The 13,406-nt window shown below is 53.0% G+C and carries 12 protein-coding genes; 7 read left to right on the plus strand and 5 right to left on the minus strand.

What is annotated here, in order from left to right; genetic code table 11:
• The first annotated feature begins 33 nt into the window (after positions 1 to 33).
• The 3 genes from C816_RS24750 to C816_RS05260 are packed head-to-tail and all read left to right on the plus strand — an operon-like array spanning position 34 to position 6,068.
• Positions 34 to 5,172: an LPD25 domain-containing protein gene (locus C816_RS24750; RefSeq protein ID WP_016321383.1), complete on the plus strand. Its 5,139-nt coding sequence runs from the start codon at positions 34 to 36 to the stop codon at positions 5,170 to 5,172.
• A gap of 3 nt (positions 5,173 to 5,175) precedes the next feature.
• Positions 5,176 to 5,865: a hypothetical protein gene (locus tag C816_RS05255; RefSeq protein WP_016321384.1), complete on the plus strand. Its 690-nt coding sequence runs from the start codon at positions 5,176 to 5,178 to the stop codon at positions 5,863 to 5,865.
• Positions 5,865 to 6,068: a transposon-transfer assisting family protein gene (locus C816_RS05260; RefSeq protein ID WP_016321385.1), complete on the plus strand. Its 204-nt coding sequence runs from the start codon at positions 5,865 to 5,867 to the stop codon at positions 6,066 to 6,068. Before C816_RS05255 ends, C816_RS05260 begins: the two co-directional genes overlap by 1 nt.
• A gap of 403 nt (positions 6,069 to 6,471) precedes the next feature.
• Here the strand turns inward: C816_RS05260 and C816_RS05265 are convergent, their stop codons facing one another.
• The 5 genes from C816_RS05265 to C816_RS05285 form a co-directional block, all read right to left on the minus strand.
• Positions 6,472 to 7,941 carry a caspase family protein gene (locus C816_RS05265; RefSeq protein WP_016321386.1) on the minus strand — a complete coding sequence of 490 codons (1,470 nt, stop codon included), beginning with the start codon at positions 7,939 to 7,941 and terminating at the stop codon, positions 6,472 to 6,474.
• 112 nt (positions 7,942 to 8,053) lie between these two features.
• Positions 8,054 to 8,422 (minus strand): cysteine-rich VLP domain-containing protein, encoded by a 369-nt coding sequence (locus C816_RS05270; RefSeq protein ID WP_016321387.1) that lies wholly within the window; start codon positions 8,420 to 8,422, stop codon positions 8,054 to 8,056.
• Entirely contained in the window at positions 8,419 to 9,753 is a 1,335-nt protein-coding gene (locus C816_RS05275; protein WP_016321388.1) for a relaxase/mobilization nuclease domain-containing protein, read from the minus strand. Before C816_RS05275 ends, C816_RS05270 begins: the two co-directional genes overlap by 4 nt.
• The gene (mobC, locus tag C816_RS05280; protein ID WP_016321389.1) at positions 9,714 to 10,043 is read right to left on the minus strand and encodes a plasmid mobilization protein; all 330 of its coding nucleotides are present in this window, start codon (positions 10,041 to 10,043) and stop codon (positions 9,714 to 9,716) included. Before mobC ends, C816_RS05275 begins: the two co-directional genes overlap by 40 nt.
• A 262-nt stretch (positions 10,044 to 10,305) precedes the next feature.
• Positions 10,306 to 10,650, minus strand: a complete 345-nt coding sequence (locus tag C816_RS05285; RefSeq protein WP_016321390.1) for a helix-turn-helix domain-containing protein — start codon at positions 10,648 to 10,650, stop codon at positions 10,306 to 10,308.
• A gap of 167 nt (positions 10,651 to 10,817) precedes the next feature.
• On the opposite strand from C816_RS05285, the gene C816_RS05290 reads away from it, so the two are divergent.
• The 4 genes from C816_RS05290 to C816_RS05305 are packed head-to-tail and all read left to right on the plus strand — an operon-like array spanning position 10,818 to position 13,378.
• Positions 10,818 to 11,525, plus strand: coding sequence for a lantibiotic protection ABC transporter ATP-binding protein (locus tag C816_RS05290; RefSeq protein ID WP_016321391.1), 708 nt, complete (start codon positions 10,818 to 10,820; stop codon positions 11,523 to 11,525).
• Complete coding sequence (locus C816_RS05295; RefSeq protein WP_016321392.1) at positions 11,525 to 12,256, plus strand: lantibiotic immunity ABC transporter MutE/EpiE family permease subunit; 732 nt, start codon at positions 11,525 to 11,527, stop codon at positions 12,254 to 12,256. Before C816_RS05290 ends, C816_RS05295 begins: the two co-directional genes overlap by 1 nt.
• Entirely contained in the window at positions 12,249 to 13,001 is a 753-nt protein-coding gene (locus C816_RS05300) for a lantibiotic immunity ABC transporter MutG family permease subunit (RefSeq protein ID WP_016321393.1), read from the plus strand. The genes C816_RS05295 and C816_RS05300 overlap by 8 nt, the downstream gene beginning before the upstream one ends.
• A 17-nt stretch (positions 13,002 to 13,018) precedes the next feature.
• A complete protein-coding gene (locus tag C816_RS05305; RefSeq protein WP_016321394.1) occupies positions 13,019 to 13,378 on the plus strand; it encodes a YccF domain-containing protein in 360 nt (119 codons plus the stop codon).
• Positions 13,379 to 13,406: the final 28 nt, after the last annotated feature.

Consider the following 13,406-nt stretch of genomic DNA (forward strand, 5'->3'; position numbering starts at 1 on the left):
GGGAACATCTTTTGAACAGAAAGGAGCGACCGAGTGAGCGAAGTATTTTCCATACAGTTGAGCAATCACACCACCCAGCCGGACGGCAAAACCGGCGTCTGGCTGGACTTGCCCGCCACAGCGGAGCAGGTGCGGGCGGCGATGGGGCAGATCGGCGTCACGCAGGATAATCCGTGGGACTATTTCATCAGCGGCTTTTCCTCCACGGAGGGCCGACACCTGGCTATCCCCTACGACCTGGCGCTGGCCTCCGGCGTGAACGAGCTGAATTTCCTTGCCGCCCGGCTGGAAAAGCTGGACGCCTACGAGATCGGCGCACTGAACGCCGCCTTGCAGCAGAAGAACACCGAAATGCGGACGATTGGCCGCATCATCGACTACGCCGACAATCTGGATTACTATGTCAATCTCCCCGACATCCATACCGTGGCCGCGCTGGGGGACTACTACCTGAACCGTTCCGGGATGGTGGATATGCCCGAAGCCTGGAAGCCCGCCATTGACACGGCGGCGCTGGGAAAGCACATCGCCGGACTGGAACAGGGGGCCTTTACCGAGTACGGCTATATCGTCAAAAGCGGCGACCAGTGGCAGCGTGTCTATGAGGGCCAGCCCATCCCGGAAGAATACCGAGTATTGTCCTTCCCGCCCCCGCAGGTGGAACGGGACGAGGCCAGCCGCCCCCAGCCCCAGCCGGAGCAGACCGCCCCGGCCTCCCAGCCCGTCATTCCCATTGTGCTGACCGGCAAAAACAACGCCGAGCGCATGAAAGAGATCACCGACAAACTGGAAGCCGGTATTCAGGCCCTTTTTGAGAGCGAACAGTATAAAAACTACCTCACCGCCATGTCCAAGTTCCACAATTACAGCTTCAACAACACCCTCCTGATTGCCATGCAGAAGCCGGATGCCTCCCTGGTGGCGGGCTACAACAAATGGAAGGACGAGTTCGAGCGCCATGTGAAGCGGGGGGAGCGGGCCATCAAGATTTTGGCCCCGGCCCCCTACAAGGTGCGGCGGCAGGTGGAAAAGCTGGACGCCAGCGGCAGGCCCATCCCCGGCCCGGACGGGAAGCCGCTGACCGAGGAACAGGAAGTGACCGTTCCGGCCTTTAAGGTGGTGTCCGTGTTCGACGTGTCCCAGACCGAGGGCCGGGAGATACCCGACATCGCCGTGGACGAGCTGACCGGCAGTGTGGAGCGGTATCAGGACTTCTTCACCGCCTTGGAGCGGACTTCTCCCGTCCCCATCGCCTTTGAGAACATTGAGAGCGGGGCGCACGGCTACTACCACCTGGAGGAAAAGCGTATCGCCATTGACGAGGGCATGAGTGAGCTGCAAAACCTGAAAACGGCTATCCATGAGATCGCCCACGCCACTCTCCACGCCATTGACAAGGACGCCACGCCGGAGGAATTGGCCGACCGCCCCGACCGCCGTACCCGCGAGGTGCAGGCCGAGAGCGTGGCCTATGCCGTCTGCCAGCACTACGGGCTGGACACATCGGACTACTCTTTCGGTTATGTGGCCGGTTGGAGTTCCGGCAAGGAGCTGTCCGAGCTGAAAGCATCCCTTGAAACCATCCGAGCCACGGCCAACGACCTGATTACCAAGATCGACGGCCACCTTGCCCAGCTTCAGCAGGAGCGGGAAGCCCGGCAGGTAGAGGCCCCGCCCATCTGGAACGGGCTGGACGGGCTTATCAATGACAAGCCTTTCATGCCGGGGGCCACGCCGGAGCAGCAGGCCAACGCCCTGATCGACTTTGCCGAGCGTGACGGCCAGCGGTTGGGCAACGGGGAACGCCGCCTGATCGTGGACTACGCCAATGTTATCCGGGACTATCACAAGGTTGCCGATCTTATCAATGAGTTGTGTGAAGATGGCTACGAATTACAGCATGGCGGCGTGGATATTGCGGTGAAAATGCGGGTGGAGCGTGAGATCGCGGACGCGCCCCCAATTTTCCTTGATCCGGACGCCGAGCCGCTGGTGACAGTCATTTGGAGCGAGAGCGCCGACCTGCGGGATGGGGAACAGATGCCCATTTCCCAAGCGGATGTCGTTTTCAAGGCAATGGACGACGCCATGAAGAATGAACCGGGCTATGACAAGACCAAGTTCCGCATCGACTTCACCATGAACGGCAAAGCGGATAACTACGAGGGACGGCAAGATTTTGGCGATGGGGACGGTTCCCTGATCGAGCATATCCAAGGCTACCACGAGTATTACGCACAGTCTGAAAGCTGGAAAAGGAGCGTCATTGAACGGACGGGCATAGAGGGCTGGGAGCAGGAAGTGGCTGAACGGGACATGATTTTGGGCGAGTTCGTCCCCTACCTGAAACTGCACTGTAACCTCTCCGCTATGGAACGGGAAGCCCAACGGCCCTTACAGTCCGGGGAAGCCCTCCCCCCGGAGCAGACCGCCTACTTCAACGCCGTTCTGGACTATGTGCGCCAGTGCCGTCCGCTTCTCAATCAGGGCCAGTATCAGTTGCCGGAGCCGCCCCATCTGGCCGACTTCGATGTGGACTTGCAGGAGTACAAGGCCCATGTGATGGATGAAATACAGCGGGAAGCCGCCGCAGCCGGTATGACGGTGGAGGAATACGCCGCCAACGGCTACGAGCCAGCCCCCCAGCCGGAAGCGTCGCAGACCCCCGACACGCCGGAGCAGGCGGAGCCTCCCGCCCCGGTTCTGACGGAGTTGGAGAAAAAGGCCGTGGAGATCGCCAAGGGATATGAAAAGCTGCTCTTGCAGGACAGGATAGATGTGATCGCCCGGACGTTCGGCTGTACCACGGGCAAGATCGAAACCTCCCCCTGTCGGGGTAAGTGGCGGGGGACAAGCGATATTTCCATCCGCTTTGACAACGGCGCTTCCCTGGCTATCGGCAATTACCGTACCCCGAAAGCCAAGACGGTCAAGGTGCAAAGCGAGTGTGTCAACGCCGTTCTGGTGCGGTATAACCCGGAGATCGTTCAGGCCACGAAAGAGGCCGCTGTCGCCGCCCTGCTGCGGAAAGAGGTAAAGGACAACGCCATCGCCGCCCAAAGGGGCTTGAAGCCCTACACGTTCCTCAATGTGGAGCTGCACGACGGTGCGGACAACAAAAGCGGCTACATGGGCTGGTACTATGTGACCCTGGCCGTTGACGGGAAAATCTGTACCCACCTGGAAACGGGACTGGCCCACGACATCGCCAGCGGCAAGGTGAGCGATACCCCCACAAGGGAGAATTATTTTACCGCCGGGGCCTTGAAAGAAGATCAGGTTGACTATGTGATGAACAATGTGGGCTTTTCCTCCACCTCCGACCTATATTCCCTGCCCCTCCATGACGACGTGCGGGAGCGGGCGGAACGGACGCTGGCGGAACGGGAGGCCCAAACCGCCCCGCCCACCGTGGAGCCGACGCCGGAGGGCATTTCCGCCGAGCTGTACGACCTGATGTGCGCCTATGACCCGGAGTTTATGAAAAACTATGAGAACCGGGAAGATCAGATCGGCGGGACGATACGAGAAATGCAGGCGGTCGGCCCCACGTCCTTTGAGCTGGTGATCGTGGGCATCCGGGACGACGAGCAGGCCCCCGCCGCCCTCCGGGAACGCGCCGCCGCCCTGATGGACACTATCGACCGCTACAAAGAGCTGAACAACACCTTTTCCATCTATCAGATACGGGGCGGGCCGGAAACACGGGATTTCCGCTTTGAGCCGTACTACCGCCTGCTGGCGACCGGGCGGACGGTTGACCCGGCGAATTATGACCTGGTATATACCGCCCCGCTTCGGGACATCGACACGCTGGAAAGCATCTACCGCCAATTCAACACCGACCACCCCGCCGGCTTCACGGGACACAGCCTTTCCGTTTCTGATGTGGTGGTGCTTCGCCACGGCGACCGGCAGGAGGCCCATTTCTGTGATGATGTGGGGTTCCGGGAAGTGCCGGAGTTTTTGCGGGAAAATCCTCTGCGTACCGCCGAGCTGTCCACCGAGCAGAACGAGAACATGATCGACGGTGTTCTGAACAATACCCCGTCCCCCGGTGAGGTTGCGGCCAAGGAGGAAGCCGGGGAACCGGTTGCCGATCAGCCGCCGCAGGCCGACGCCCCGGAGCAGGCCCCCGTTCATTATTACACCATCAACGAGGGAGCGGCCCGCCGTGCCAAGACAGCCAATAGCTTTGACGACTACCGGCCCGGCAGCGCCACGGCGGAGTATCGCCGCATGGTGGACAAGGCGGTGGAGATCGCCCAGCGGCAGAAAAAACGGGTTGACCCGGAATTTCACGATAAGATAGACCAGCTTCTTGACACCTATGCCCGCCTGCTGGCACAGAACATGAATAAAGGCTACGAGATCGCCGCCCGCGTCCCCTCTGTGATGATCGCCGGGCCTGCGAATTTCCCGGTGAAGAAAAAGCAGAAACAGAACGCCGCCGATGATAAGAATATACGGGAGTGGCAGGAGATACAGGGCTTGCTTGATAAAATCCGCAGTACGGGCATGGGCGGCATCAGCGCCGACGACCCCAACGCCATTGAGAAGCTGCAAGCCAAGCTGGAAAAGCTGGAAGCCACGCAGGAAATGATGAAAGCGGTGAACGCCTACTACCGCAAGCACAAGACGTTGGAGGGCTGTCCCCACCTGTCCCAAAAGAGCATTGAGGCGTTCCAGTCCGGCATGGCCGGGGGCGGCGGGGAACCTCCCTTTTTGCCCTGGCAGTTGTCCAACAATAATGCCAACATCCGGCAGGTGCGCAGCCGCATTGAGCAGTTGACCCGCCAGCGGGAAAATGTCTTTGTGGGCTGGGAGTTCGACGGCGGCACGGTGGAGATCAACCGGGAGGCCAACCGCCTGCAAATCTTCTTTGAGGGCAAGCCCGACGAGGCCACCCGGAACATCCTGAAAGAAAACAGCTTCCGTTGGTCGCCCAAGGCCGGGGCGTGGCAGCGCCAGTTGAACGACAATACCTTTTGGGTGGTTGACCGCATTTCGTTCCTGCGGCCCCTCTCCGGGGAAAAGCCCAGCGAATTGCAGATCAAAGCCCGGCAAGCACAACAGGAAAAGCCCTCCATCCGGGCGCAGTTGAAAGCGGCCAAGGAGGGCCAAAAGCAGAAGCCCCCCACCAAGGATAAATCGCAGGATTTGGAGGTGTGACGATTGCGAAAATATGAGGATGTGGACATCATCGCCTCCCTGGGGGCTGTGATGGAGCTGAACACCGAGCATTACAAGAGCGATTTCCGCTATGACATGGAAATGTTCATGGAGGCGACACGGCATCCCACCGAGGAAAATACCCATTTGCTGTGGCTGTCCCGCCGCTGTGGAACCGAGTGCTTCCGGGAGCGTGACGCCTATCTGAAAGAAAGCCAGGCAAGTCATACCTGGGCGTTCCACGCCACCACGGGGGACAGCATTTTGGCCTACGCCGTGGAGATCACCGGCTTGCAGGACGGCCAAGTGATGGGCAATCTCTATGAATTGGACTTCCGGCAGCACGCCGCCAAGCTGGGGCAGCAGGCGCTCCCCATTCAGGAAGTCAGCCTGAAATTTGAGGATGGAACCGAAACCCGCTGTTCCTATGAGCAGTACGATCACGGTATCTATGGGATGGTGGCGGAGCATGGCAAGGTGGTGAGCAGGCACTATGAGCCGGAGAGTGAGGACGCCTTGCGGGGTCTGCTTTCCGCCGCCCGCCAAGGCAGGCAGAAGAACCGTGCGGCCACGTTCAAGATCAAGATTGGCCGCAAGCCCTCTATCCGCAAACAGCTTGCCGAGGCCAAGAACGCCGCCGCCCCGAAAAAGGCCCCGGCCAAAACGAAAAATCAGGGATTGGAGGTAGGATGATGGTACATTTCACGGTTGAGGAAGAAAACCTGGTCTGTGTCTACTACAAGGCCGACCGGCGCAGGACGATGGGCCGCATGACCGCCGCCCTCCCCGATATGGACGGGGATATGCAGGCGTTGGCCCGGCAGACGATCAGGAAGCTGGAGGCCATGACGGACGCCGATTTTGAGGATATGCGCTTTCTCTTTACGGACGAGTAACAGGGAACCGGCGCGGCAGGTTAGACGCTGACAGGCAGCAGAATGGGTAACAAGACCTGCGGAAAAGGTGCAGACGCGGAGCGGATGCACCTTTTCCGCAGGTGCCGCAAGCGGCCCGCCGGAGGTGGGGCGCTTGCGTAAACGGTAGACGCTGGGGGTATCAGAAAAGCAGGACGTGGAGCCGGTAGAATGGCCCCGCGTCCTGCCTTATTTTTTGCCGGTTTTCTACGCATTTAGAACGCCGTTTCAGCGGGTATTTGATAAATCATTCAGCCACCCCAACGACCGGCCTTTGAAAGCCTTGAAAACAGCGGGCTTTTACCGCTCTAAATGCGTAGGCTATTTGGAGCGAATATGCCAATCTAAAACCATGTTAGCATTACATTTTAATCTTGCTTTAATTTCATAATTCTGAAATTTTCTGTTGCATACTAATAATTTTATGAATAGAGTTTTTATCAATTAGCACTCCATAGGAAATATGTATCGTATTTCCCCCAAACGGATCGAAGTTCACACATGGCCCAAATATGTTTCGATTCCGTTCTCCAAACATTTTCCTTATATTTTCTGGCAATATTTTATCCATTGGGCACGATATTTCAAGAGTATAGAATCCACTTTTTATAGGGCTTCCTTTATCGCTAAACCACTCACTTATCGTACTGTTACTCCCTGCTACTTGTTTGCTTTGAGCTTTATATTTTTTCCCCTGTAACGTAAATATTAGTGGTGTTCCCTCTGGAATATTAGAAAATGCTTGGAATCTTATCTTCCCATTATTCATTTCGGCAGTCAAAGATGCTTCAATCTTCAATTCTTGACCCTTAATGGGAGATTTTGGTTTCAACTCTTCTGGCAATGGTAATAAATCCCCCATCTCAACGTAGTGGTCTTTATAATACCATCTGCCATATTCTTGTCTAAAACCCCATGCAGACAGGTAATTACTATTTATCTGATCGATGGTGGCATCAGAAAAATTATATCCCTGTTTTTGATAATCCACTCTCGAATATGCCCGTAAAATTTTAATGATTGGTATGTGATATTTATTATAAGCGTCTACATATGGCAGGCATTCAATATCATAAATATCATCAGAAGAATCCTCGTATGATTTTTGACGTAAACGTATAAACTTGTATATTTCATCATCAGTAATCTGCACATTAACCGGCTGGGGGACAACAGAAAAATAGAAATCTCCTATGAGTGAAGAATACTCCCAAGAAAGTTGTTCTTTACCATATTGGCTGATTGATATTTCCGACACTTTATTTCGAACTGCCTTAAACATTTCCTCTATTTTCAAATTAGGAATTAACATTGCATCCTTTAGTACTTGAGTATACAATCCGTTACTACATAATCCATCAAAGGCTCCACAGTCAGAACTTGTAGAATATGCAATAATAGTCCCTTTTGGCGGGTTAATAAATGGAGCAAAACCAGTGGCCAGTCCCCGTTCCTGTGCGAATGGATTATCTCGACACGCATCTAAAATACAAATTATAGTTTTCCCTTTGTATGCTGAAATGCCATCTAAAAAAGAATTTAAGCAATAACACGATACAATGGTCTTGCTCTTATCTCCTGATGTAAAATCAACAGGAACAATGTAATTTTTCCCGTCAATTTGCATACCATGTCCTGCATAGAATAATAATCCAACAGCGTTTTCATCCAATGCTTGTAGGAAAGTATTAACTGCCTGTTGGATGGCTATTAAATTTGCATCTATTACTTTTGTAACATCAAAGCTAAGTTTAGACAAAACCCTTTCAATGTCATTTGCATCGTTCTCAGGATTAGTTAATGCGTTTCCATTTTGATACTTAGAATTACCTATTACCAATGCAATTCTATCCATTGCTTTTACCTCTATATCTACTGTTTATCGATTGTCGCCATAAAGCAAACTAAATTTTGTCTAATTATATCATAGTATGGTTGGCGAATCAACCCAATATCGCCGGGGTTCTTCAAGTTAATGTATGGGGCCGATGGTATCTTTTCCTCTGCCGCTCGGCCTCCTGGCGGTGGCGCATTTTCTTGGCGCAGATGGGGCAGTATTTCGCCCGGTTGGACTTCGGCGTGAAGCTGGCCCCGCACTCACAGCACCGTTTCAAATAATCGTGGCCCTTTGTGATCTCGGCGCACAGAACAGCGTCCAGCGGGAGGACAGCCACCCGGAACCAGCGGCACAGCAGGGAGTAGGAAATACTCTGAACGCAGATACATTCCTCCCCATCGTCCAGCAGGAGGCAGTTGCCGCCCACATTGTTGCAGCACTCCCGCGTTAGCCTCCGGGCCTTGCGGTACTGCGGATAGTTCATCTTCGGTATGCTCACAGTTCTTGCTTCCTTTCCTGTTGCCGGGGCGTCACCCGCAAAATCCCGTCCACATTCTGCTTGATGATGCCGTACTCTTTCAGTTCCTTTTTCACTTCGCCGTACCTGGCGTACAGCTGTTCCTTTTCCTCCGACAGCCGGGCATACTCCGCTTTCAGCGCGGCCAGATCGGGCAGCTTTGTCACGCCGCCCTCCCGCAAGGCACGGCCCGCCGCCTCGTACAGTATCAGGGCACTTTCATGCTCCTGCCGGAACCAGGACTTGTCCGCCGTCCGGCGATACTCCACCGCCACGGGCCGGGTCTGCTTGTAGGTGGTGACGTTCTTTATCAGCACGGCCATTTCTCCCAAACGCCGCTCCGCCGTTTTCAGTGCGGCGGCAGCTTCCTCGCTGGCGGCGCTGATCTCCGCCACCCGGCTTTCCAGATCAGGATAGGCGTCGATGCCATGCTCCGTCAGGAAGTTCATGGTCTTTGCCGCCTGCTGTAAATTGTGTATCTTTGCCCAACGGGTATAGCCCGCCGACTGCTGGGCCTTGATGCTGTTCTCGATGTCGATACGCAGGGAGATACCCTTGCGGACTTTCAGCCTGCGGGCGGCAATGGCCCGGCCCTGGATGCGCTCGGTGATGGCTTCCTCGGTGTAGGCTTCGCCCAGCGTCTTGCACCTGGTAAATCGCTCCTGGCCGGGGGCGCGGAACGACACGAATTTCCCCCGCTTAATCTCATAGCCCTGCTTCTCCATGAGCCGCAGAAAATCGTCAAAATCCTTTGCCTGGGGGATAGCGGCGTCGATGGCGACTTTCAGCTTCGCTTTCCAGCTCCGGCCCCGCCGCTGGGCGTCCCACTCGGCATAGGACTGGCCCCTGTCCTGACCCGGCTTCACCACGGACAGCCCTTGTTCCCGGCACAGCCGGTCGCTGGTACGCCGGATGAAAGAATAGCTTTGCTTGTTGGAAACATACTTCCGGCAGTTCACCATATCCACGGCACAGAAAATGATGTGATTATGGACATGGCCCTTGTCGATGTGGGTCGTCAGCACATAGGGATATTTCCCCTGCAAAACCTCGTCGGCCAGCCACCGCCCGATCTCGTGGGCCTGCTCCGGCGTGGCCTCGCCGGGGGCAAAGGACTGTATCAGGTGGTGGGCCAGATTGTTCCCTTTCTGCATCGCCTGGGCCAGCAGCATTTCAAATTCGATGTCCGCCGTTTCATAGGAACAGCCAAAGGAGGACACCAGCATTTTCCCGTCCGTCTTGTCCGGGTTCTCGATGTAGTCAAGGGCCTGTTTCAGCGTTGACTTGATAGGATGTATCTTTGTAACTGCCATATCTCCGCCAGCACCCCCTTGATGTCCTCTATGTCCTGCGCGTACACTGTGCCGGTGCTGTTCACCCTGCGGGCGATCTGATTAACATTGACGCCGATCTTCTGTATCTCCGCCGTCTGCGCCCGGATGTCGCTGGTGTCCACGTTGACGATGTAGCCGTCAATCAGCATCTTCCGGGCGTAGGCCGAAAAATTGGCCGTATGGAGCAGGGCCATTTTCTGCTGTATCAACGCCTGTTCCTCCGCCGTCACCGGGACACGCAGCACGATCTTCCGCTTTCTGTTCGCCATGCGTCACCTCCGTTCTGCATAAGGGTTTGGGATTATCCCAACAAGCGAAAACGGACACGGCCCGGCGGGGGCGGGGCGGGCCGTTTTCCGGGAGTGTGGCTACACTCCCTATGCTTGCTACGTTACCCCTCCCCCCGTTCCGCTTCCCCCGTCCTCCGTACTAACAAGACACCTGGAGAAAGCAAAAATGCCCACCAAAGGCAGGCATTTTCGGGAAAAGAGCGCAAAAAATAGAGGTCGCTTCGCTCTCGCAAAACGGCCCCTATTCGTCTAATTTGATTGCTCCGTCAATGGTGGCCTCAACGATGGGCAGATACTTTTCCGGGCATAGCTGCAACTTGTGGCTGACACGCTGACGCTGGGCGCTGACCTCCCCGAAAAGTTCAGGATTGAAATAGCGTTCCATCGGCAGACGGCAAATCCGTACCAACTGCAAAATTACCGGGATACTTGGAATGGTAGGCTTCAATTCGATTTCCGAAAGATACCGCGGGTCAACATTTATCTGCTCCGCCAATGCCTTAATCGTAAGCCCCAATGCCTCCCGTGCGGCCCGTACATCCACGCCAAAAGTTTCAAAGCCGGGACAGTCCTTGATTTTCGCCATATCACATCACCCTACTACAGTATATAGTTCATATAGTGTCCTTTGGAATGATGCAATATGCGTCTATTCGCGGTTTATAATTCATATATCTTTTTGGGAAAATCTTTATGAAATCTTCAAAATTACAGGATATGCTATCGTTACAATCAAAAAAAGGGGTGGGTTATATGGATATGATCTTAAAAACAACTGCCCTCTGCAAAAGCTTCAAAGGGCAGATGGCCGTGAACAATGTGTCACTGAATATTCAGCGCAACTCAATTTATGGGTTGCTTGGGCCGAATGGTGCGGGGAAATCTACCATCTTGAAAATGATTACGGGTATTCTCCGTCCCACCTCTGGCGCGATTGAATTTGACGGCCATCCGTGGAGCCGGGCAGATTTGGAAAACATTGGTGCTTTGATCGAGATGCCTCCGCTCTATGAAAATCTCTCGGCCTATGAAAACCTGAAAGCCCGTACTCTGGCCCTGGGGCTTCCAGAAAGCCGCATCAAGCAGGTGCTTGGTATTGTGCAACTTGAGAATACTGGAAAAAAACGGGCGGGCCATTTTTCGCTGGGAATGAAACAGCGGCTTGGAATTGCCTTGGCTCTGTTGTCACAGCCCAAATTGCTTATCTTGGACGAACCGACAAATGGGTTAGACCCGATTGGTATTCAAGATTTGCGTGAGCTTATCAGAAGTTTTCCGCAAAAAGGGATCACCGTCATATTGTCCAGTCATATACTCTCCGAAGTTGAGCAAATTGCTGACCACATTGGCATTATATCTGCCGGACATTTAGGCTATGAAAACGAAATCCATAAGAACCACGATCTGGAAAGTATTTTTATGGATGTTGTTGGCGCACATAGGGAAAGGGGTGAGAAATAATGTTCGGGATTGTACGTTCGGAACTCCTTAAAATGCGGCACAGCTTCTCAATGAAATTGATTTTTGGTGCGCCATTGGCAACTGTACTTGTCGGCTTTTTATTGAGCAGTCATGCAGTACAATATTCGGCTTACAACTGGTGGTACACTATGCTTCTTCCTGTTGTAATCGCACTGTGGGCCGCGGGTACTGTTATCCGTGAGAAAAATACAGGGCTGCAAAACATTGTTTGTTTGCCGTTCCCTTCTGCGAAAATATGGATTGGCAAAGGACTTGCCCTGACTGCTATACTTTTTATCAGCAATCTGCTCATGTGGTTATTTACTACGGGAATTGCCAGTTTTACGACTATGAACATTTCGCCGCTGGACAGCATAATCGGCTGTATGCTGCTGTTCCTTACTTGCTTGTGGCAACTTCCTTTTGTTATGCTGATTGCAAGCAAAACAGGGTATCTTCCCTCTGTGCTAATAACTTTTGTGGCGAATATTGTTTCATCTACTATTGGCGCAGAAAAAGCGTGGTTCTTTCTTAATCCATACGCTATTCCGGCCCGTGTAGTCTGTCCGTTTTTCAAGATACATCCTAACGGACTTCCCATTGAGGACGGTTCTCCGTTATTGGCTGTTGAGCATATTTTTCCCGCTCTTGCTATTAGCTTGGCATTAGCTGCTGCCGCTTTTTGGATTTGCTCTAAATTGCTTGGAAGTGGGGGAAAGTCCAATGGCTAACTATATCTGCTATTTGAAAAGTGATTTATACAAATTGTATCATTCCTGCTTTTTCCTTCTGCACGTTATTTTTGCCGTATGCGGGGCGGCTATGATGTTACTATATGCGGGCGTTTCCCAAAGCGATGACATCAATAAACTGGCTGCTTATTTTCAGATCATGGCCGTTGCTTTTCCCTTTGCAATCGGGATTGTCTGCTATGTTGCAGCAGAACAGGAAGCAAAAGCAGGACATTTTCAAAATATATTGACACTTCCATACAGACAGAAAGCCGCTCTTTCCAAATTGACTATTTTGCTTGTGACTGGACTTTTGGCAACTGTATTGAGTAGTGTACTATTTGGTGCGCTATTTCCATTGGTTGGTGGCACAACAGAAATTCCTTCCAGATTTTATATAGTAATTCCACTTGTCCTTTGGGGCAGTAACATTTTGCTGTATGGTATTCATTTCGTATTAGCAATTCGATTTGGTAAAAATTTGGGAATAGGGATTGGAGTATTCGGGAGCCTTTTGGTTGCGCTTCTCCAAACAGGATTAGGCACGGGCATCTGGTTTATCATCCCCTATGGTTGGGGTATTCGTTTTTCTTCTTACGTTCTGGAAACGACTTTTGGCCTAATGCCGCCAAACAGAATAGGTATGGATTTTGGCATCATCTTTTGCATATTGTCAACTTGTGCTATAATAGGAATTGCGGTCCTTTGGTTTTCCAGATATAGCGGAAATCGGTCAGCCGATTGAGAGTGGAGGTAGAACTGATGAATTGGTTGGGCAATATTATTTGGTTCTTGTGCTGCGGACTGTGGCAGGGAATTTCTTGGCTGGTTGCCGGTGTTTTATGGAGCATTACCATTGTCGGTATTCCGATTGGCCGTCAATGCTTTAAGTTTGCGTCACTTGCTTTCTTCCCTTTTGGAAAAGATGTGAATTATGGCGGCGGTGCTATGTCTGCGATTGCCAATATCTTGTGGCTGCTTATCAGCGGTATCCCTTTGGCATTGGTGGCGCTGCTGAATGGGTTGCTTTTGTGTTGTACGATTATCGGTATTCCTTTCGGAATACAGTGCTTCAAAATGGCAAAACTGGCACTGATGCCTTTTGGCGCAACAGTAATGTAGATGTCCTTGGAGTGCAAATATATAAATC

The sequence above is a fragment of the Oscillibacter sp. 1-3 genome, assembly GCF_000403435.2.
Classification (GTDB): Bacteria; Bacillota; Clostridia; order Oscillospirales; family Oscillospiraceae; genus Oscillibacter.

Excerpts from the sequence above, each read along its gene's own strand:
- C816_RS05285 (WP_016321390.1), bottom strand. The coding sequence starts at position 10,650 with ATGGCGAAAATCAAGGACTGTCCCGGCTTTGAAACTTTTGGCGTGGAT.
- C816_RS05290 (WP_016321391.1), top strand. The coding sequence starts at position 10,818 with ATGGATATGATCTTAAAAACAACTGCCCTCTGCAAAAGCTTCAAAGGG.
- C816_RS05265 (WP_016321386.1), bottom strand. The coding sequence starts at position 7,941 with ATGGATAGAATTGCATTGGTAATAGGTAATTCTAAGTATCAAAATGGA.
- C816_RS05275 (WP_016321388.1), bottom strand. The coding sequence starts at position 9,753 with ATGGCAGTTACAAAGATACATCCTATCAAGTCAACGCTGAAACAGGCC.
- mobC (WP_016321389.1), bottom strand. The coding sequence starts at position 10,043 with ATGGCGAACAGAAAGCGGAAGATCGTGCTGCGTGTCCCGGTGACGGCG.
- C816_RS05300 (WP_016321393.1), top strand. The coding sequence starts at position 12,249 with ATGGCTAACTATATCTGCTATTTGAAAAGTGATTTATACAAATTGTAT.
- C816_RS05260 (WP_016321385.1), top strand. The coding sequence starts at position 5,865 with ATGGTACATTTCACGGTTGAGGAAGAAAACCTGGTCTGTGTCTACTAC.
- C816_RS05295 (WP_016321392.1), top strand. The coding sequence starts at position 11,525 with ATGTTCGGGATTGTACGTTCGGAACTCCTTAAAATGCGGCACAGCTTC.
- C816_RS05305 (WP_016321394.1), top strand. The coding sequence starts at position 13,019 with ATGAATTGGTTGGGCAATATTATTTGGTTCTTGTGCTGCGGACTGTGG.